The 18,732-nt window shown below is 60.7% G+C and carries 18 protein-coding genes and 1 pseudogene; 12 read left to right on the forward strand and 7 right to left on the reverse strand.

Annotated features, from left to right (window positions below; all coding sequences use genetic code 11):
* Window positions 1-40 precede the first annotated feature (40 nt).
* The gene (locus tag HYPDE_RS10365; protein ID WP_015598396.1) at window positions 41-367 is read right to left on the reverse strand and encodes a DUF1476 domain-containing protein; all 327 of its coding nucleotides are present in this window, start codon (window positions 365-367) and stop codon (window positions 41-43) included.
* 386 nt (window positions 368-753) lie between these two features.
* Here HYPDE_RS10365 and purC point away from each other — a divergent pair, with 386 nt between their 5' ends.
* From purC to HYPDE_RS19610, 5 genes are all read left to right on the forward strand, one after another.
* Window positions 754-1,545 carry a phosphoribosylaminoimidazolesuccinocarboxamide synthase gene (purC, locus tag HYPDE_RS10370; RefSeq protein ID WP_015598397.1) on the forward strand — a complete coding sequence of 264 codons (792 nt, stop codon included), beginning with the start codon at window positions 754-756 and terminating at the stop codon, window positions 1,543-1,545.
* A 76-nt stretch (window positions 1,546-1,621) separates the two neighbouring features.
* The gene (gene purS / locus HYPDE_RS10375) at window positions 1,622-1,861 is read left to right on the forward strand and encodes a phosphoribosylformylglycinamidine synthase subunit PurS (RefSeq protein WP_015598398.1); all 240 of its coding nucleotides are present in this window, start codon (window positions 1,622-1,624) and stop codon (window positions 1,859-1,861) included.
* Window positions 1,862-1,864: 3 nt separating this feature from the next.
* Window positions 1,865-2,320, forward strand: coding sequence for a hypothetical protein (locus HYPDE_RS10380; protein WP_015598399.1), 456 nt, complete (start codon window positions 1,865-1,867; stop codon window positions 2,318-2,320).
* Window positions 2,321-2,699: 379 nt separating this feature from the next.
* Window positions 2,700-3,404: a phosphoribosylformylglycinamidine synthase subunit PurQ gene (gene purQ, locus HYPDE_RS10385; protein ID WP_015598400.1), complete on the forward strand. Its 705-nt coding sequence runs from the start codon at window positions 2,700-2,702 to the stop codon at window positions 3,402-3,404.
* Window positions 3,405-3,491: 87 nt separating this feature from the next.
* Window positions 3,492-3,914, forward strand: a complete 423-nt coding sequence (locus HYPDE_RS19610; RefSeq protein ID WP_244437600.1) for a hypothetical protein — start codon at window positions 3,492-3,494, stop codon at window positions 3,912-3,914.
* A gap of 617 nt (window positions 3,915-4,531) precedes the next feature.
* Here the strand turns inward: HYPDE_RS19610 and HYPDE_RS10395 are convergent.
* A complete protein-coding gene (locus tag HYPDE_RS10395; protein ID WP_015598403.1) occupies window positions 4,532-4,921 on the reverse strand; it encodes a hypothetical protein in 390 nt (129 codons plus the stop codon).
* A gap of 324 nt (window positions 4,922-5,245) precedes the next feature.
* Here HYPDE_RS10395 and copM point away from each other — a divergent pair.
* The 3 genes and pseudogenes from copM to HYPDE_RS10410 all read left to right on the forward strand — a co-directional run bounded on the left by copM (window position 5,246) and on the right by HYPDE_RS10410 (window position 8,520).
* A pseudogene (gene copM / locus HYPDE_RS19615) lies at window positions 5,246-5,543 on the forward strand (CopM family metallochaperone).
* A gap of 146 nt (window positions 5,544-5,689) precedes the next feature.
* Complete coding sequence (purL, locus tag HYPDE_RS10405) at window positions 5,690-7,927, forward strand: phosphoribosylformylglycinamidine synthase subunit PurL (RefSeq protein WP_015598406.1); 2,238 nt, start codon at window positions 5,690-5,692, stop codon at window positions 7,925-7,927.
* Window positions 7,928-8,067: 140 nt separating this feature from the next.
* Window positions 8,068-8,520 carry an FKBP-type peptidyl-prolyl cis-trans isomerase gene (locus tag HYPDE_RS10410; RefSeq protein ID WP_081625111.1) on the forward strand — a complete coding sequence of 151 codons (453 nt, stop codon included), beginning with the start codon at window positions 8,068-8,070 and terminating at the stop codon, window positions 8,518-8,520.
* 243 nt (window positions 8,521-8,763) lie between these two features.
* Here the strand turns inward: HYPDE_RS10410 and HYPDE_RS10415 are convergent, their stop codons facing one another.
* Window positions 8,764-9,060, reverse strand: coding sequence for a hypothetical protein (locus HYPDE_RS10415; protein WP_015598408.1), 297 nt, complete (start codon window positions 9,058-9,060; stop codon window positions 8,764-8,766).
* A 278-nt stretch (window positions 9,061-9,338) separates the two neighbouring features.
* Between HYPDE_RS10415 and HYPDE_RS10420 the strand changes: the two genes are divergently transcribed.
* A complete protein-coding gene (locus HYPDE_RS10420; RefSeq protein ID WP_015598410.1) occupies window positions 9,339-10,247 on the forward strand; it encodes a DUF2147 domain-containing protein in 909 nt (302 codons plus the stop codon).
* Between the two features lie 132 nt (window positions 10,248-10,379).
* Here the strand turns inward: HYPDE_RS10420 and pqqA are convergent, their stop codons facing one another.
* Window positions 10,380-10,469, reverse strand: coding sequence for a pyrroloquinoline quinone precursor peptide PqqA (gene pqqA, locus HYPDE_RS10425; RefSeq protein ID WP_015598411.1), 90 nt, complete (start codon window positions 10,467-10,469; stop codon window positions 10,380-10,382).
* Between the two features lie 196 nt (window positions 10,470-10,665).
* Between pqqA and HYPDE_RS10430 the strand changes: the two genes are divergently transcribed.
* Both HYPDE_RS10430 and grxD read left to right on the forward strand, forming a co-directional pair.
* Window positions 10,666-10,902, forward strand: coding sequence for a BolA/IbaG family iron-sulfur metabolism protein (locus HYPDE_RS10430; RefSeq protein WP_015598412.1), 237 nt, complete (start codon window positions 10,666-10,668; stop codon window positions 10,900-10,902).
* Window positions 10,903-10,982: 80 nt separating this feature from the next.
* Window positions 10,983-11,327 carry a Grx4 family monothiol glutaredoxin gene (grxD, locus tag HYPDE_RS10435; protein ID WP_041320332.1) on the forward strand — a complete coding sequence of 115 codons (345 nt, stop codon included), beginning with the start codon at window positions 10,983-10,985 and terminating at the stop codon, window positions 11,325-11,327.
* 61 nt (window positions 11,328-11,388) lie between these two features.
* Here grxD and HYPDE_RS10440 read toward each other — a convergent pair whose 3' ends face one another.
* Together HYPDE_RS10440 and HYPDE_RS10445 are read right to left on the reverse strand one after the other, a co-directional pair.
* Window positions 11,389-14,544: an efflux RND transporter permease subunit gene (locus HYPDE_RS10440; protein ID WP_015598414.1), complete on the reverse strand. Its 3,156-nt coding sequence runs from the start codon at window positions 14,542-14,544 to the stop codon at window positions 11,389-11,391.
* The gene (locus HYPDE_RS10445; protein ID WP_051112073.1) at window positions 14,541-15,710 is read right to left on the reverse strand and encodes an efflux RND transporter periplasmic adaptor subunit; all 1,170 of its coding nucleotides are present in this window, start codon (window positions 15,708-15,710) and stop codon (window positions 14,541-14,543) included. The genes HYPDE_RS10440 and HYPDE_RS10445 overlap by 4 nt, the downstream gene beginning before the upstream one ends.
* Window positions 15,711-16,592: 882 nt before the next feature.
* On the opposite strand from HYPDE_RS10445, the gene HYPDE_RS10455 reads away from it, so the two are divergent.
* A complete protein-coding gene (locus HYPDE_RS10455) occupies window positions 16,593-17,678 on the forward strand; it encodes a paraquat-inducible protein A (protein ID WP_015598417.1) in 1,086 nt (361 codons plus the stop codon).
* Window positions 17,679-17,958: 280 nt separating this feature from the next.
* Here HYPDE_RS10455 and rpsD read toward each other — a convergent pair whose 3' ends face one another.
* Window positions 17,959-18,576, reverse strand: coding sequence for a 30S ribosomal protein S4 (rpsD, locus tag HYPDE_RS10460; protein WP_015598418.1), 618 nt, complete (start codon window positions 18,574-18,576; stop codon window positions 17,959-17,961).
* Between the last annotated feature and the right edge of the window lie 156 nt (window positions 18,577-18,732).

The raw sequence follows: 18,732 nt of genomic DNA on the forward strand, positions 1-18,732 counted from the left end.
CGCCACGGGAACGGGGCGTTGCAAACACCCCGCGTGACGCTCAACCCTTCGCCGACTCGAGGTCGACGACGGCCTTGGCAAGGGCGTTGGCCATGACCGAGCGGATTTCAGTGTCGTCGACGGCGATGCCTTTCGCTGTGAGATCGGCTTTCACCTTGCGAAACACATCCTCATCGCCCTTCTCGGCGAGATCGGCCTTGCGCACGTCTTTGACGTACGCTTCGAGCGCATCTCCAGTGAGTCCGAGCTTCGCTCCCGCCCACTCCGCGACAGCTTTATTGCGGCGGCTCTCGGCTTTGAATTTCAGCTCCGAATCGAGAGCGAATTTCTTCTCGAATCCCTCCTCGCGCTTGTCGAACGTCGTCATCTCTCAGTATCTCCCTTAGCTCCCGGGCCGGCCGCCGAATTGCAACCTCCGGATGTGATCATTTGAGAACACGCTCCGCGGACGCGTGTTGTATAGTTCCAGGGAAGTCCGCCGTTCACCAGAAATAGGGGGCACCCCGAATGAAATCAACAGGTTGGCCGCCACCCTCCTAAAAGCGCTGCGGCTCATGGTCTACATTGTGCCGCCTCCCGCGTTCGGCTAGTCTCCGGCCTAGGCTTTCGAGCGTGAAAAGGCGCACGGCTCCTTCCCCGACATGCAGAAAACAAGTTGGAAAATCAAGGCGTCAGCGTCTGACTACGAACTCGTGAGAAAATTCCCATCTACGTATGAGTGAGAGCAAGCTGTTGATCCTCAGAGGTCCAGGAATGAACAAGCGTCGGCGCATCTACGAGGGCAAAGCAAAGGTCCTCTACGAGGGTCCCGAACCGGGGACGCTCATCCAGCATTTCAAGGACGACGCAACCGCATTCAACGCGAAGAAGCACGCGCTGATTGAGGGCAAGGGCGTTTTGAACAACCGTATCTCCGAGTACATTTTTATGAAACTCGGAGAGATCGCCGTTCCGACGCATTTCATCAAGCGTCTCAACATGCGCGAGCAGCTGATCCGCGAAGTCGAGATCATTCCGCTCGAGGTCGTCGTCCGGAACGTTGCAGCAGGCTCGCTGTCGACGCGACTCGGACTTGAGGAAGGCTCGCAGCTCCCGCGCTCGATCATCGAGTTCTATTACAAGAAGGACGAACTCAACGACCCGATGGTGTCGGAAGAGCACATCACGGCTTTCGGATGGGCGACGCCGCAAGAGATCGATGAGATCATGCAGCTCGCGCTCAGGATCAACGACTTCCTCGTCGGCCTTTTCCTCGGAATCGGTATCCGGCTTGTCGACTTCAAGGTCGAGTTCGGCCGTCTCTACGACAACGAGCAGGTCCGCATCGTGCTGGCAGACGAGATCAGCCCGGATTGTTGCCGGCTGTGGGACGCGCAGTCGGGCGACAAGCTCGACAAGGATCGTTTCCGTCGCGATCTCGGCGGCGTGCTCGAAGCCTATCAGGAGGTCGCCCGGCGTCTCGGCGTTTTGACTGAAAATCCGCGGCCGCGTGGCGCGGGCCCGGTGCTCGTCGCGTCGAATCCCGTTAACGGAAAACCGAACTGAGGGATTAGGGACTGGGGGATTAGGGACGAAGACTCTATTCCCTAATCCCTAAAACCTAATCCTTAGAGCGAAGCGAATGAAAGCCCGCATCAAGATCACGTTGAAGAACGGCGTCCTCGATCCGCAGGGCAAGGCCATCGAAGGCGCCGTGAAAGGCCTCGGCATTTCCGGCGTCAGCGATGTACGCCAGGGCAAATACGTCGAAGTCGATTTGGCCGAGAGCGATCCGGACAAGGCACGCGCCATCGTCGAGCGGATGTGCAAGGACCTGCTCGCCAACATGGTCATCGAGAACTACAGCTACGAGATCGGCTGATCGATGCGCGCCGGGCTAGGTATCGCGCTAGCCGTCGCCGCGCTTGGGTCCAGCCAAGCGCTCTCCGCACCCGCTGCTGCTCCTCCTCCTCCGGACCTCGATTGCAGCCTGGGATTCGTCGCGCTTCATAACTGGTCGGCTTGGCTGCCCGGCGCCCAGCGCGAAAGCGGCGACAACCGGGACGTCATTACGTTCGCCAATCCCGACGTGTGGCGCGTCGAAATCAGGTTCACCAGGCCAGGCGAACCGGCGCACCCTGCCGTCACCCTTCGCAAGTTCGTGAAGCAGGTTACAGGCATCTGGACCGCGCAGAGCAAGGCCTGTGGCTATGGCGATCAGGCGCAATTCGATGCCCTGATGGCCGCGTTGAAGGCCGAAGATACACGCCTCACGAACGACTCGCGCGAGGACGTCGAACGCCGGAAGCGCGAGCGCTCGCCGCTTTCGCCAGTGCCGTGACCGGCCCGGCATTTTGCTTCTTTTCATTCCCTCCGCAGGCGAGTTGCCGCGAACGTCGGAAAGTGCGCTGATACTTCGATAGCAAGGCGGCTACATCACGCCGGACATTACCCCCACCCCTGACCCCTCCCCGCAAGGGGGAGGGGAAATAGGGCGGCGAACGCGTCTGCTGTTTCACTCGTCCCTGCAAGGAGGAAGGAATAGAGCGGCGAAAGGTCTGCTGCTTCTCCTCTTCCTGCAGAAGAGGAGAGCGGCGCGCGCGGCCGCGACGGGGCGGCGAGTGGACTTACGGGGCGAGTCTCGCTACCTGATACCTGTCAAGTATAAGTGGACTGAGCCGTGGCCATGGCGCTCGCGGCTGACAACCCGAGTTCTGAAAATGCTCCGCGCTTCCGTCATCGTCTTTCCGGGTTCGAATTGCGATCGCGACGTCAAAACGGCGATCGAGCGGGTGACCGGATTTGCGCCGAAGATGGTGTGGCACGGAGATGCCAGCGTGCCCTCGTCCGACGTCATCGTGCTGCCGGGCGGTTTCTCCTACGGCGACTATCTGCGCTGCGGGGCAATGGCTGCGCACTCGCCGATCATGAAGGACGTCGTCGCCAAGGCGAAGGCCGGAACGCCGGTCATCGGCATCTGCAACGGCTTCCAGATCCTGTGCGAGTCTGGGCTGCTACCCGGTGCACTGTTGCGCAACGCGTCGCTGCACTTCATCTGCCGAGACGTATTTCTGAAAGTCGAGAACGACCAGACGTTCTTCACGAAATGCTATCGCAAGGGCGAGGTTATCAAGGTTCCGATCGCGCACGGCGAAGGCAACTACTTTGCCGACAGCGAGACGCTGGATCGGCTCGAAGGCGATGGGCGCGTTGCGTTCCGGTACTCGGATGCATCTGGCACCGTGTCGCCGGAGACATGCCCGAACGGCGCCCAGCGTAACATTGCTGGCATCGTCAACGAAACGGGCCGCGTGCTCGGCATGATGCCCCATCCCGAGCGCCTCTATGAAACGGCGCTCGGCGGCACCGATGGCCGCCGCGTGTTCGAAAGCATTCTGCTTTCGACGCTCGAAGCCGCGGCGTAATCAAACTCTATCCGCGTCGACGCCAGTTGCCGAGCCGGGCAGGCCGACGGCGATTGTGATCTTTCGGTGGCATTTGCGAAACGCCCCTTGTCGGCGCGCAAAGCAAACCTAAATCAATTTGGATTGCGGGGCCGGGCCCCTCTGGCAGAACCAATGATGGCTCTGCGATGTCGGACCGCATCGGGTATGCCCGGTGCTTTTTTTCATGCCATCGCCGGACATGCCGCCAACTTCCGACCGGAGGAATGGATGTCCCGTCGTTTTATCACCCTGCTTGAGCGTTCCGCAGAAATTCGCCAATTGATCGAACGCGAAGAGAACTCGGCAGCGCCACGCTCGGTGCGGCTCATGCGGCTCAAGACATTGCAGTTGCAGCTATCCGAGAGTCTTCGCGAATTATCCGCCAAGCAGCTGATTGCAATGGCCTCGGCGCCCAGCTTCAAGCCGAAAGTCGTGTTTCGCGATGTCCGCTCTGCGCCGACCCTGTCGCGCGGCTGGCTTTCCGCATAACGAACTGCCGCCAAAGCGGACGGATGCAGTTGCATTCCGTCCGCAGCGGGGCCGGTCCTTCGAATCGGCGTTCATCGCATGGCCCTCTTGCGAAGACGCAACCACCACCGGTCGGTGCCCACGCGAGCCCGGTTTATCCGGCAACGCGTTGGCGAAAAACCGGGCAACAAAAAAGGGACCGCGAGGTCCCCTTCTTCGTGCAGTCGAACACGCCGCTGTTTAGCGGGCGTTCCCACGCTGCCGGCCGGAGCGAACATCCGCGGCGGGCGCGGACGAGAGCGCGTTCAGCACAGCAACAACGAGGGCCTTCATAACATCACCTTTGTTCAGCTCACCGGCGCGCCACACTACCCGCCGGCTCCCGGGATAAAGCCCCCGGGCCGCTTCGTTCTACAGTGTAGATATATGACGCGCCGCACGTCCGCCAGTGCGGCGTTTGGCTGCCGCCCATGCGTGCCGTGCAAGGCGTCAAATATTTTGCTAAGCAATTAATTTCATTAACGAATATATTCGTTAACGGCATTAAAAAAGGAAGGGAGCATGAGGTGGCTCCCTTCCTTGTTCGAACGACTTGCAAGCGTGGACTTGGAAGCGCCGAAACAACCCCGCTGCTAATGTTATTTCGCAGCTGCGTTATAGGCGACTCTCTGGACAAGTTGCATGGTCATTGCGGTCGCATCTGGGGCGCAACGGAAGACTGCCGAGCCCTCAAGCGCATCGACACTGCCGGATGCGCCTTCGCCGATCGTGAGATTGACGCGAACCGGCTCGGAAAACGATTTCTCATTGCCCGAGTAGGCATCCGACAACATCAGGGTTAGCCTGCAGGCGTGATCATCGTTCGTGTAATAGCCGACCGCGCGCTTTGAACCGACTGCGAAGGTGATGCCTTTCAAAGGCTTTATATGATAGGCAGCCGACTCGCCCGCCGAAGCTCCTGCAGCTCCGGAGAGCATGGCCAAACCAGAAATAAGCGTAACGCTTGCGAGTTTCGCGAAAGTCGTCATGACAGGATCTCCACTGTCCAAGAGCGCCGAGTTCAAGCCCGCGCACGATTGTCTGGGCATGACGTCTGCGCTGGATACGTAGATAAGCCCCTGACCCGCAGTGGAAAATCTATATTATTGCAATGCGGTAATGCTGATTGTGCAGCGCGGAACGGTCACAGCCCGAACGGGTGGGACCATTGTGTCACACTCATTGCGGGTGAACCGTCATCATGGCCCTGACCATCGAAACTCCGGGAACGGCTCATGAAGCAACTCGCTCGTCTTCACGTCGGCGTCGAGCACGCCATCGCCGAGGAGATCAAGTCCATGGATCACATGCACATGGACCGTTCGGGCACGGACATCGGCTCGTTCGCAAACGCCTCCTCGTCTGAAGCGTTAAAGGCGGCCAACCAAAAGATGTACGAGAACATGGGGCAATGTCTTTCACCGGCGATGCGGACGTCGATTTCGTAAAGGGCATGATCCGGCATCATCAGGGTGCGATAGAGACATGGCGAAGGTCGAACTCGCGTTTGGCAAGGACACCGAAATCCGCAGACTTGCGGGCGACGTCATCAAGGCCCAAGAGGCTGAGATTGCCGCCATGAACACATGGCTCGCGAAGCACGCGAAATAACCCCGCCCGCGCCTTGCGGCCGGCTCCCCGCAAGGCGCCAACCAAAAGAGCGACGTTTGGCCGTTGGGGGCCTCTGGCCGGAAGGGCGACAAACGCGAGCCAAGCCCATATAAGCGAACGCAATTCCAGCGCCCGACGAGATCCCGATGACTGAAACGACGACGCGAAAGATCACGCCCGAGATCGTTGCCGAGCATGGCCTCAAGCCGGACGAATACCAGCGGCTGCTCGAAATCCTCGGACGCGAGCCGTCGATCTGCGAACTCGGCATCTTCTCCGTCATGTGGAGCGAGCACTGCTCCTACAAATCCTCGCGCGTCTGGCTCAAGACGCTGCCGACATCCGGCGAAAAAGTCATCCAGGGACCGGGCGAGAACGCGGGCGTCGTCGATCTCGGCGACGGCGACGCGGTCGTCTTCAAGATGGAGAGCCACAACCACCCCTCCTACATCGAGCCGTTCCAGGGTGCTGCGACCGGCGTCGGCGGCATCATGCGCGATGTGTTCACGATGGGCGCACGCCCCGTCGCCAACATGAATGCGCTGCGCTTCGGCGCGCCGGATCATCCGAAGACGCGCCATCTCGTCGGCGGCGTCGTCGCGGGCATCGCGCACTATGGCAACTGCACGGGCGTGCCGACGATCGGTGGAGAAACAAATTTCGACGAAGGCTACAACAACAACATCCTCGTCAACGCGATGTGCGTCGGCCTCGCGAAGACCGACAAGATTTTCTACTCGGCGGCGAAGGGCGTCGGGCTGCCGGTCGTCTATGTCGGCTCCAAAACGGGCCGCGACGGCATCCACGGCGCCACGATGGCGTCGGCCGAGTTCGACGAAAAATCGGATGAGAAACGCCCGACCGTGCAGGTCGGCGATCCATTCACCGAAAAGCTGCTGATCGAAGCCTGCCTCGAACTGATGGCGACGGACTCGATCATCGCCATTCAGGATATGGGCGCGGCAGGACTCACCTCATCGACCTCAGAGATGGCGGACAAGGGCGGCGTCGGAATCGAACTCGATCTCGATCTCGTGCCCCAGCGCGAAACCGGCATGACGGCATACGAGATGATGCTGTCGGAAAGCCAGGAACGCATGCTGATGATCCTGAAGCCCGAGCGCGAAGAGGATGCGAAAGCGATCTTCACGAAGTGGGGCCTCGACTTCGCCGTCATCGGACATACGACCGATACGCAGCGGATGATCATCAAACACAAGGGCAACGTCGAAGCCGATCTTCCGGTGCCCGTGCTCGCGAACTCGGCGCCGATGTACAATCGACCCTATATCGAACCGAAGAGGCCCGCGAAGATTTTGCCCGAGTGGGTGCCCGCGCCGAACTCGATCCTCGGCACGCTGAAAGACATGATGGGCGGACATCATCTCGCGTCGCGCCGCTGGATCTGGGAACAGTACGATCACATGGTCATGGGCGACACCGTAGGCCGCCCCGGCGGCGACGCCGGCGTCGTGCGTGTGCACGGTACGCGGAAGGCAATCGCAGTCGCCTGCGATGTGACGCCCCGCTACGTTACCGCCGATCCTGAAGAAGGCACCAAGCAGGCCGTCGTCGAAACGTGGCGCAATTTGACCGCGACGGGCGCCGATCCGCTTGCCATCACCGACAACATGAACTTCGCGAACCCCGAGCGGCCCGAGATCATGGGCCAGTTCGTCGCCAGCGTGCGCGGCATGGGCGAGGCTTGCCGTGTGCTCGACTATCCGGTCGTGTCGGGCAACGTCTCGCTTTACAACGAGACGAACGGCGCCGGAATTCCGCCGACACCTGCGATCGGCGGCGTCGGGCTTATTCCAGATGCGTCGAAGCTTGCGGACATCCGTCTCAAGACCGAAGGCAACGTGCTGATCGTGATCGGGCGCGAGGAAGGCCATCTCGGCCAGTCGCTCTATCAGCAGCATGCGACGGGCAAGTTCGAGGGCGCGCCGCCGCCGGTCGACCTCGAAGCCGAGGTCAAAGCCGGGCGTCTCATTCGTGCGCTGATTCGTGAAGGGCGGGCGCTGGCCGTACACGATTGCGCGGACGGCGGGCTGCTCGTCGCGATTGCCGAGATGGCGCTCGCCGGCGGCAAGCATGGCCTGTCGCGCGAAGCGTCGGGAATCGGCGTCGAGCTTTACGCCTACGAAGGCAAGCTGCCGCCGCACGCGGTCTGGTTTGGGGAGGATCAGGGTCGCTACGTCGTCGAGGTGACGCCGCAGAAGGCCGAAGAAGTTCTGGAACGTGCGCGCCTGCTCGAGCTTCCGGCGCGCATCGTCGGCCGCGTCGGCGGCGATGCGATCAATCTGAAAGGCGAAACGGCTCTGCCGCTTACCGAACTGCGTGCCGCGCACGAAGGCTTCCTGCCGAAGCTGATGGGGGCTTGAATACTGATAGGCTAGTCCTGCTCGCCACGTCATGGCCGCCCTCCGAGGCGACCATCCAGGGCAACGCGACGGGGACCGGCGCAATTTGCTCTGGATGGCCGGGTCGAGCCCGGCATGGAGTTGAGAAGGAAGGGACCGCCATGCCTCGCTTGCCAACAGCAATTATCATTGCTGCAGCTATCGCAGTAAGCGGGGCTGTCCTCGCAAACAAACCCGCACTCGCACAAACGCAAGGATCGACCATGACCACCACATCGTCCGGCCTCCAATTCGAAGACACCGTCATCGGCACCGGCGCGGCACCTCAAACCGGGCAGACGTGCGTGATGCACTACACCGGCTGGCTTTATCAGGACGGCAAGAAGGGCGCGAAGTTCGACTCGTCGGTCGATCGCGGCAAACCATTTGAATTTCCGCTCGGCATGGGGCGCGTCATCAAGGGCTGGGACGAAGGCATCGCGTCGATGAAGATCGGCGGCAAGCGCACGCTGATCATTCCGCCCGCATTGGGATACGGCGCACGCGGCGCCGGTAGCGTCATCCCGCCAAACGCGACGCTGATGTTCGACGTCGAGCTGCTCGGCGTGAAATAGACAACCCCTCCGTCATGGCCGCCCTCCGAGGTGGCCATCCAGAACAGCACGATGAAGTTTTCCGTTTGGCACTGGATGGCCGGGTCAAGCCCGGCCATGACGTGGGAATGAAAATTCATACGTCGCGAAAAACCGCATCTGCTTTGTACTGAATAAATGAACTGCGTTCCGGATCAGAGAAGGCGTTCGCTTTCTCTGATCCCGACTTCAATTTCCTGCACTACGATCGTCGCAGGCGTTGCGTCACTTACGCGCGCCCGGATTGTCCATCATTTCCTTGCTGGAGATGGATCCGCTGTCCGGCTTTGCATTCGGAGTTGCCGTCATTCCCGTGGTATCGCCGTTCACGCCCGGCTGATTTTGCATCTGCTTTTCGGTCAGACTGCCGGAATCGGGCTTCGCCGTCGCACTTACAGTGCTACCGCCCATGGTGCCAGGATGATCGTGCATGGCTTTTGCCGTAATGCTGCCGTTGTCATCGGCAAATGCGATTGATGTCGACAGGACAAGCATCGTCGCTGCCAGAAATGGCTTAATCATGGAACGTCTCCGTATGGAATAGAGTTGAATTTTGTCGCTGCGAGGTAAGAGGATCACCCCGAAACGGCGATCCCTCAAACTCACAGAGGCGTCTACGGCGAGCGCTTCGCGTTCGTTTCACCGCCGACAAAATTCATTCCGATTAAATTTGGAGCGCTTCCTTAATGCTCTTTGTGCGGACCAAGGCGTCATTGCCCACTTCGCACCTGTTCCCTCCGAAACAGCGCCACTGCGCGAGAGCAAGCATAGCAATCGGATTACTATAAAAGGATCGTGTCATGCGCCGAGTTACAGTCATCGCATCCGCATTCGCCGTTTCGAGCTTGATTTCGGCGGCGATCGCAAGCGCGTCTGCCGCTTCCGATCCGACCGGCATCTGGATCAACGATACCGGCCGCGGCGCAATCGAGATCAAACCATGCGGTAACGCGCTTTGCGGCAACGTCGTCTGGGTAAAGGATACGGCCGACGCAAAGGGCTGCGGCAAGCAGATTATCGGCAACGTGGCGCCAGTCGGCGGCGGACGCTGGGATAACGGCTGGATCTATTCGCCCGAGAGAGGCCGCAAATATAACGTCGAGCTGAAGCCGCTCGCCGATGGCACTCTGCGCGTCACGGGCTATGCGGGTCTGAGGTTCCTGTCGAAGACGATGATCTGGACGCGCGCGCCTGCAGACCTCCAGCTCTGCGGCCAGCCTGAAAATCAGATCGAAGCGAAAGCGAGCCAACCGGCAGGCGCCAAACTCGATGCAAATTCGGCTGCAGCGGCATCAGCCGCCGGAACAGGCTCGACTGCATCCGCTGATGCAAACGCAAATTCGAAGCCGGCTGCGAATCCACAAGTCGCGATCGTCGCACCACCTCCGGCGCCCTCACCGAATACAACGCCAACGGATAAGCCCGCCGCGAAGGCGGCGAACGGCGATACAGCCTCGCCTGCACCGGGAACCGGCGCGAGCGATGCCTCAAAGCCCCAATCCGGGCCTCCTGCCGCAGCATCGCAGGATGCAAAACCTGATTCGCCGCAGAAAGATGAAGAGACGGCATCCGCCGACGATGGTGCCGGATCCGAACTCGAGCAGAAGCTCAACGGCCTCGGGCTTGGAAAAGTGTTCACGAAAACCAAGTCAGGGAAATGCAAGCTCGATTTGCCCTGGGTCAAGCTTACGGTCGATTGCGAACATTAAAAAAGTCAGGCGGCGCCGAGCGTGCATCCCTCATCTCGACGCCTCCAAAGCGCCCGTTGTCACTCCCTGCTGCGGGCACAAAAACGCGGTGGCAGAACCTCTGCCACCGCGTCAAATTCGAAGGAGACCGCCTTAGATGAGGTCAATCTCGGCCGGAAGGTACGAGGTAACTTCGAGGCCAACTTCCTGCTCACGAACGGCAGGCTTCGTCCAGGTCTTCATGGTGTCCTCCATTAGACTTCAGGAACATTACGTCCCTTACATTCAAATTTAACGATGCCGGTCGATAACGTCCAATCGCAATCGCGTGAGAATTTGATCAGAATATCTTATCACGAGCCTTGCTTCCGCTGATACGACGCGGCATAGATTCCGCGATTGCTTATATGTGCAAACATCTACCTCCCGGAGGCCACGAATGCCGATGCCCGCCCCTGAAATTGAGCGGCTGATCAAAGCGCGATTCCCGGACGCCAGGATCGAGCTTCGGGACCTTGCCGGCGACGACAACCACTGGGCGGCGCACGTCGTCTCGGCGGCGTTCAAGGGCAAAAGTCGCGTACAACAGCACCAAATGGTCTACGATGCGCTCGGGGGACGCGTTGGAGACATCCTGCATGCCCTGCAACTCACAACCGCAGTGTCCGCTGATTGACTTCGCCGGGCGTCTCGCTCACATCTCGCTTGAAATGGGGCGCCGAGGCGGCTGCCCCAGTACTCTTAGGAACCCAAGACATGGCTTCTGACCCAGTTCAGCAGAAAATCACCGATACGATCACCAGCAACGACGTCGTACTGTTCATGAAAGGCTCGAAGCAGTTTCCGCAGTGCGGGTTTTCCGCGACAGCCGTGAAGATCCTCGAGCATCTTGGCGTGCCGTTCAAGGATGTGAACGTGCTCGACGATCAGAGCATTCGCGAGGGCATCAAGGCGTTCTCGAACTGGCCGACCATTCCGCAGCTTTACGTCAAGGGCGAGTTCGTGGGCGGCTGCGATATCATGCGCGAAATGTATTCGGCCGGCGAATTGCATGACCTGATCTGCGCGAAAGGCATCCCGCACGCCCATCATCACGCCTGAGCTCAGACATTCGCGCAACGTTTCAAGGCGGGCCGATTTCCGGTCCGCCTTTTTTGTTTGCTCAAGCGTGCGGCGGTGTGGCGGACGCGGGCGTTGCGTTGCCCTTGCGCGACCGTCGCCATTCCTCGAAGCGTTGGATGACCACGAACATCGACGGCACGAAGATCACCGCAAGGCATGTCGAGGCGATCATGCCGCTGAAAACGGTGATGCCGATCGACTTCCGCGCGGAAGCGCCGGCGCCCGTAGCAAAAACAAGAGGCGCGACGCCAAGGATGAACGCGAACGATGTCATCAGGATCGGCCGGAAACGCGCTTTCGCCGCCTCGACAGCGGAGTCCATGATGGACTTGCCTTCCGCCCTCAGCTCGCGCGCGACCTCGACGATCAGAATGGCGTTCTTCGCAGAGAGCGCGATCAGCAGCACGAGGCCGATCTGAACATAGAGATTGTTGTCGATGCGCAGACCGAGCATGACGGCAACCGGACCGATCAGCGACAGCGGCACTGCAAACAGCACTGCGAGCGGCGTGTACCAACTCTCGTACTGGCCAGCGAGCACGAGGTAGACGAGCAGCATCGCCAGCGCGAAGACGTAATAAATCTGGCCGCCGACGAGCTTTTCCTGGAACGACAGCGCCGTCCATGACGAGCCGACCCCCGGTGGCAGCGTCTTATCGGCGACTTCGTCCATCAGCCGCATCGTGTCGCCGGATGAAAACCCTTTCGCCGGGACGCCGACAATCGAAGCCGATGGATAAAGGTTATACAGACTGATCAGCGACGGCCCGACGGTCGGCGTGATCGTGAGCACGGTGCCGAGCGGAATCATGTCGCCGTTCTGATTGCGGACCTTGAGGTTCAAGACTTCATCGGGCGTCATGCGGAAATTGGCGTCGCCCTGGACATAAATTTGAAAGACGCGGCCAAACTTGTTGAACTGATCGACGTAGCTCGATCCGAGGTAGGTCGCGAGCGTCTGGAATACCTGATCGGTCGTCAGCAGCAGCGTCTGCACTTTCTCGCGATCGATCGTGACCTTGTATTGTGGCGCCGCCGCGCGAAACGGCGTCGAGACGCGCTGGATGGCCGATTGGCTGCTTGCCGCGTGGATCACGGCATTGGTCGAGCTTTCGAGCTTGCCAAGGTCGAAGCTGCCGTCGCGAAGCTCGATCTGCATCGTGAAGCCGCCGGCGTTGCCGATACCCTGGATGGGCGGCGGCGGCAACACCATGACACTGCCATCCTCGATGGAAGACATCTTGGCGTTGAGGCCGGTATAGAGCGACAGGAGATCCTCGCCTTTGCCGCGCTCGCTCCAGTCTTTCAGCATGATGTAGGCGACGCCTGCGTTGGCAAGCGAGGCGCTGTTGTCGAGTGGCGAGATACCGGCAATCGTGATGACACGCTCGACGCCCGGGACGGCGCGCGCGATCTGCTCGACCTGCTCCAGCGATTTCTGCGTGCGACCCAGCGAAGCGCCGTCAGGCAGTTGCACGGCAGCGAGGAGGTATCCCTGGTCCTCGATCGGCAGGAAGCCCGTCGCGACGCGCGTCATGCCATAGATCGAGCCGCCGATGATCGCCGCCGCGATCAAGGCCATCAGACCGCTATGGTGCACCATTGCGCCGATCAGGCCGGTGTACCTGCGCTCCAGCCGCTCGTAGACGGCATTGAAGCCGCGGTAGAAAAAGTTCCGCTTTTCGGGCGGCACGGGACGGCGCAGCCACAACGCACACTGCGTCGGCTTCAGCGTCGCGGCGTTGATGGCACTGATCAAAGCCGTCGCGGCGATGACGAGTGCGAACTGCGCGTACATCTGACCGGTCAGTCCCGGCAAGAAAGATGCCGGCAGAAACACAGCCATCAGCACCAGCGTGATACCGATGATCGGACCCATCAGGGCGTTCATTGCGGCGATGGCCGCATCGTGCCCGGACATGCCCTTTTCGATGTTGTGAGCGGCGCCTTCGACGACGACGATCGCGTCGTCGACGACGATGCCGATGGCGAGCACGATGGCGAACAAGGTCGAAAGGTTGATCGAGAAGCCGAGCGCCGCCATTGCCGCAAAGGCGCCGATAATCGTCACCGGTACGGTCGTGGCGGGCACCAGCATGGCGCGCCAATCCTGCAGGAAGACCAGGATGACGATGAGCACCAGGATCGCGGCCTCGAAGAGTGTCTTGTAAACCTCGTCGATCGCCTGCTGCACGAAAATCGTCGTGTCGAACGGAATCGAATAGGCGACGCTTTGCGGGAATTCTTTCGCTAACGTCTGCATCTTCCTGGAAACTTCGCGCGCCACATCGAGTGCGTTGGCGCCCGGCGTCTGGAAGATCGCAAGGCCCGCAGCCTGCTTGCCGTTGAGATTGAAGACCTGAGCATAGGTCTGCGCACCAAGCTCGACACGCCCGACATCGCGCAAGCGCGTCAGGTCGCCGTTGGTGCCGGTCTTGACGATGACGTTGGCGAACTCGCTCGCATCGTTGAAACGGCTCGAGACGTCGAGCGTATATTGAAACGATTGGTCGCCCGCCGCCGGGGGCATGCCGATCTGACCGGCGGTCACCTGCTCGCTCTGCTGCTGCAGCGCGTTGATGACGTCCTGGGCATTGAGGCCGCGCGCCTGCATCTTCTCGGGATCGAGCCAGACGCGCATCGAATACTGTCCGGCGCCGAAGACGTTGACGTTGCCGACGCCGGGCAAGCGCGCGATCTCGTCCTTCAAGCGGATGGTCGCGTAGTTGCTGAGATAGAGGCTGTCGAACTTGTCGTCGGGAGACGTCAACGTCACGATCTGCAGGATCGAGGTCGATTTCTTCTGGACGACGACGCCCTGCACCTGGACCGATTGCGGCAGCGAAGCCATCGCGGCGGAGACGCGGTTCTGCACCAGAATCTGCGCGTTATCGAGGTTCGTGCCGATGTCGAACGTGACCGTCAGCGTATAGGTGCCGTCGGAGCCCGAATACGACTGCATATAGATCATGTTCTCGACGCCGTTCACCTGCTGCTCGATCGGCAGCGCGACGGTATCGACGACGGTGCGGGCGCTGGCGCCCGGGTAGCGTGTCGTCACCTGAACCGTCGGCGGAACGACATCCGGATATTGCGCGACGGGCAGCCGGAGCACCGAGACCGCGCCGATCACGACCATCAGGATCGCAATGACGTTTGCGAGAACCGGCCGCTCGATGAAAAATTTCGAGATCATGGGGCGGCTTCCGGCGGCGCTGCGATGGTCTTGGCGACGGGCTCGATCTTCTCGCCGGGCACAACCGACATCAAGCCCGAGATGACGACACGATCTTCTGGCTTCAGCCCTTTTTCGATGACGCGCAGGTCGCCGACCTGCTGGCCGAGCATGACCTTGCGTTGCTCAAGCTCGTCGTCCTTGTTGGCGACGAGGACGTAGCGCCCGCTCTGATCGCTGCCGATGACGCGATCCGGGACGAGCAGCATGTTCGGCTCTTCGGCTCTCGGCACGCGGACACGCACGAAATAGCCGGGCAACAGCGCGCGATCTTGGTTCGGCAAGACGCCGCGCACCATCAATGTTCCGGTCGCGGCCGTGACGCTCGGCGCGGCGTAATCGAGCGTTCCCTTGTGGGGATAGCCCTGCTCGCTCTGCAGTCCGACCTCGATGGGGACTTTCTTCAGATCGTCACGCGTCAGGCCGTTGGCGCGCATGCTCGACCTGATGTCCTGCACATCCGTCTCGCTCACGGCGAAATTCACGTAGATCGGATCGAGCTGGACGATGGTGGCGAGCGTCGTCGGACTTCCGGCGCCGACGAGCTGGCCCAGCGAAACCTCGCGCGAGGTCACGATGCCGTCGAACGGGGCTTTGACCTCCGTATAGCTCAGGTTGAGCTTGGCCTGCTCGATATCGACGTCGGACTGCTTCTGCTTGGCAACCGCTGCGTCCTTGGCGGCCGTGGCCTGATCGAGCGTCGCTTGGCTTGCGATGTTCTTCGCAGCAAGATCGACCTGTCGTTTGTAATCAGCCTCTGCCTTCTTCGTATCGGCAACGGCGCTCGATTGGCCAGCCTCGGCCTGCTCGAGCGAAAGCTGATAGGGTTTTTGCTCGATGATGAACAAGACGTCGCCGGCTTTCACCAGGTCGCCGTCGTTATATTTGATGGCCTGGATGAAGCCCTGAACGCGCGCGACCAGCGTCGTGCTGTTCACCGCCGCGGTGTTGCCCGTCGCATCGAGGTAGCGCGTGACCGTCTGCTTCAGAGGCTGGGCGACTTCGATCTTCGGAGGCGGCGGAGGAACGAACGCGTTCTTCTCACCGCAGGCCGACAGCATCAGCGCCAACGCCAGACCGCACGCCGTCCCGATACCGATTTTGCGTAGGCGCAGCGAAACCGCCATTGAGTTTCGTTTTGCGCCGGCATCTGCCGACGCTCGCGACTGCGTATCGCCACCCATGTGGAGCCCTGCCAGAGTTTGTAAGCGAATGAGACGTCCCGTGCGAACCGCAAGTTATGTCATTCCCGAGATATCGTACAAGCGCCCGTCGTCGTAATTTCGACTCCGATGCAAGCGCGAGCGCAATGTCGTCGCAAAGAGGAAACAACGAGGTGGTGAATATTCGGTAGCGCTCGGACGCGTTAAGATCGCGTGCCGTTCGCGCCGAATGCATGCAGCTACATTTGGCCAGGACCGCCAGCGAATGTCGGGCTGGCATCGGGATCGCCCTTGAAGGCGTAGTTTATCGTCGCGGGCGGTTCGGTCTGGCCACGCCTGCCGCTATACGGTCCCCAGCCTCCACCGTTACCGACACGGCGAGCAGTCTTCGTCGCCATATCGTGCGATGCGTTGCCCACAGTTGCAGAGGCAGCCCGCGCAGTCGACGCGCCTGACCAAAGCGCGCCCTGCGGCGATAGGGGCTCATTCGAGCAGCCCGACATCAATAATGCGGCCGAGCAGATCAGCGAAAGGGATGCGGGATTCAAGTTACGACTTCGCAGCAAGCACCGTGCTCCGGCGCATTCCATGACGAACGTCGAAGCTCCGGAAATTGCCACCACCTGCGTGCCCTCGCAAAATCCCGCTTCATATACGGACATTGACTGCCTGATGGAAGCGGAGAAGACACGGTAAAATGCGAGCCGGAAAAGCGGGAACCGATCCTGGGTAGATCCAACTGCTCTCCCAAGTGCGGCAACTCCGTCCAAATTTATGCTCATTGCCGGTGTTGCCTAGGCAGAGCGTCTCGGAGATGACTTTCCAGCGATTTGGGCGAGGCCAACCATGAGGCTCAGCGGACGGCGATTTTTTCTGTCGCTTACGATCCTGACCGCAAGCGTCTGCCTCGCGCTTGGCATCACGCTACCGATCCTGAAGCTCACGAGCTTCGGGTTCTGGACAACGGAACATTCGCTTCTTTCCACCGTCCAGGTTCTGCTCCACGACGGGCAGACGTTCCTGGGCCTGATCGTCGTCGTTTTCTCAATCCTGCTGCCGATCACGAAGCTTCTGTATCTGCTGCTTGTCTCGACGTTGCCGCCTGCCGAGATCGTGCGTCACCATCAGCGGCTCAGAGCACTCGAATGGCTCGGCAAATGGTCGATGCACGATGTGCTCGTACTCGCCCTGACGATCTTCTTCATCAAGAGCCAAGGCGTCTACGATGCGTCGAGCCTCAATGGCGTCTACTTCTTCACGGCGGCAGTCGTTCTGATGATCCTTTCTTATGCGTGGATCAGGACGGACGGCATGGCGGCGGCGCCGGAGATCGTTCCCGTCCTGCCGGAACCGGACGTCGGAACCGCCCAGCGCTCGTCCGGCTGGCGGAATTTCGGCTTGAGCTTTCTGATCATTCTCGCGACGGTCTTTTTCGCGCTCGGCATCATCATGCCGACGATCCGCTTCACGACGATCTATGTCTGGACGAATGAGCATTCCATTCTGACGATCATGTTCGCGCTGTTCGAGAACCAGGAATATTTTCTCGCGGGCGTCGTGTTCGCCGTTTCGGTGTTCTTCCCGTTCCTGAAGCTTTTCTATCTGCTGACGCTGATCACCTCGCACGATATGCCGGCGGACTTTCGCAAGCGCTCGATCGCGACGATGGAGTGGCTCGGACGCTATTCGATGACCGACGTGATGGTGCTGGCGCTGATGATCTTCTACGTCAATTCGTCGGGCTATACGGAAGCGCGCGTGCTGCCGGGCGTCTACTTCTTCGCGGCGTCGGCGTTGATGACGATGCTCGCCTATGGCTGGGCGAACGTCGATCCGCCGGTATTGCGACGGCGGCCGAGGCCTGCGATTGGCGGAAACCCGGCGATCTCGATCGCGCCCGATGCGCGTCCGCGACGGCGGCGGCTGGCCTGATCTCCCTCTCCCCGTTCCCTGTACTTCGAATGGGGAGAGGGTTGGGGTGAGGGGTAGCACAACATCTGAAGCAAGCGGCCGCCCCTCACACTAACCCTCTCCCCGCAAGCGGGGAGAGGGGATGAAGGGCTGCGATCGCAAATAAAAAGGCCGCTCGAAAGCGGCCTTTGAATTCGGAAAGTCTTCGGCCGCAGGCCGAGAGCCCGACCGGGCGACGGCGCAAGCGCCGCCCCCCGCGGAGCTGGCCCGCGCAAGGCGCGGCATAGCCAGCGCGAGCGAACTAACGCGAATAGAATTCGACGACGAGGTTCGGCTCCATCTGAACCGGATAGGGCACGTCCGAGAGCGCCGGAATGCGCGTCAGCGATGCCGTCATCTTGTTGTGATCGGCGTTGACGTAATCCGGCACGTCGCGCTCGGCGCTCTTGATGGCCTCGAGGACCAGCGCAAGCTGCTTCGCCTTTTCCTTCACCTCGACGACGTCGCCAATGCGCAGGCGATAGCTCGGAATGGTCACGCGCTTGCCGTTGACCGTCACGTGGCCGTGGCTGACGAACTGGCGCGCTGCGAACACGGTCGGGACGAACTTGGCGCGGTAGACAAGCGCGTCGAGACGGCGCTCAAGAAGGCCGATCAGGAGTTCCGAGGTCGAACCCTTGAGGCGGGACGCCTCATCATAGGCAGCGCGGAACTGGCGTTCCGAAATCGAACCGTAATAGCCCTTGAGCTTCTGCTTGGCTTTGAGCTGCTGGCCGAAGTCGGACAGCTTGCCGGAGCGGCGCTCGCCATGCTGGCCGGGACGGCTCTCGCGGCGATTGAGCGGGCTCTTCGGGCGGCCCCAGATGTTCTCGCCGAGGCGGCGGTCGATCTTATGCTTGGCGCGAATGCGCTTGGTCATCTTCTAGCACTCCATGAGTTGAGGCCCCGCAGGCCGGAATGACCGGCGCGGCCGTGGAGCGCCCCCTCCTCTACCCTCGTCAGAGGGCCGACAGGCATGGACCTTCGACAGTCCCGCCACGGGTGCGCGGAAATCAAACGCGGGCCTGAGGGCCCG

The sequence above is a fragment of the Hyphomicrobium denitrificans 1NES1 genome (assembly GCF_000230975.2).
Lineage (GTDB): Bacteria > Pseudomonadota > Alphaproteobacteria > Rhizobiales > Hyphomicrobiaceae > Hyphomicrobium_B > Hyphomicrobium_B denitrificans_A.

Excerpts from the sequence above, each read along its gene's own strand:
- purL (WP_015598406.1), top strand. The coding sequence starts at position 5,690 with ATGACTGAAACGACGACGCGAAAGATCACGCCCGAGATCGTTGCCGAG.
- HYPDE_RS10395 (WP_015598403.1), bottom strand. The coding sequence starts at position 4,921 with ATGACGACTTTCGCGAAACTCGCAAGCGTTACGCTTATTTCTGGTTTG.
- HYPDE_RS10430 (WP_015598412.1), top strand. The coding sequence starts at position 10,666 with ATGCCGATGCCCGCCCCTGAAATTGAGCGGCTGATCAAAGCGCGATTC.
- HYPDE_RS10455 (WP_015598417.1), top strand. The coding sequence starts at position 16,593 with ATGAGGCTCAGCGGACGGCGATTTTTTCTGTCGCTTACGATCCTGACC.
- HYPDE_RS10440 (WP_015598414.1), bottom strand. The coding sequence starts at position 14,544 with ATGATCTCGAAATTTTTCATCGAGCGGCCGGTTCTCGCAAACGTCATT.
- rpsD (WP_015598418.1), bottom strand. The coding sequence starts at position 18,576 with ATGACCAAGCGCATTCGCGCCAAGCATAAGATCGACCGCCGCCTCGGC.
- purC (WP_015598397.1), top strand. The coding sequence starts at position 754 with ATGAACAAGCGTCGGCGCATCTACGAGGGCAAAGCAAAGGTCCTCTAC.
- HYPDE_RS10380 (WP_015598399.1), top strand. The coding sequence starts at position 1,865 with ATGCGCGCCGGGCTAGGTATCGCGCTAGCCGTCGCCGCGCTTGGGTCC.
- pqqA (WP_015598411.1), bottom strand. The coding sequence starts at position 10,469 with ATGAAGACCTGGACGAAGCCTGCCGTTCGTGAGCAGGAAGTTGGCCTC.
- grxD (WP_041320332.1), top strand. The coding sequence starts at position 10,983 with ATGGCTTCTGACCCAGTTCAGCAGAAAATCACCGATACGATCACCAGC.
- purQ (WP_015598400.1), top strand. The coding sequence starts at position 2,700 with ATGCTCCGCGCTTCCGTCATCGTCTTTCCGGGTTCGAATTGCGATCGC.
- HYPDE_RS10445 (WP_051112073.1), bottom strand. The coding sequence starts at position 15,710 with ATGGCGGTTTCGCTGCGCCTACGCAAAATCGGTATCGGGACGGCGTGC.
- HYPDE_RS10415 (WP_015598408.1), bottom strand. The coding sequence starts at position 9,060 with ATGATTAAGCCATTTCTGGCAGCGACGATGCTTGTCCTGTCGACATCA.
- purS (WP_015598398.1), top strand. The coding sequence starts at position 1,622 with ATGAAAGCCCGCATCAAGATCACGTTGAAGAACGGCGTCCTCGATCCG.
- HYPDE_RS10420 (WP_015598410.1), top strand. The coding sequence starts at position 9,339 with ATGCGCCGAGTTACAGTCATCGCATCCGCATTCGCCGTTTCGAGCTTG.
- HYPDE_RS10410 (WP_081625111.1), top strand. The coding sequence starts at position 8,068 with ATGCCTCGCTTGCCAACAGCAATTATCATTGCTGCAGCTATCGCAGTA.
- HYPDE_RS10365 (WP_015598396.1), bottom strand. The coding sequence starts at position 367 with ATGACGACGTTCGACAAGCGCGAGGAGGGATTCGAGAAGAAATTCGCT.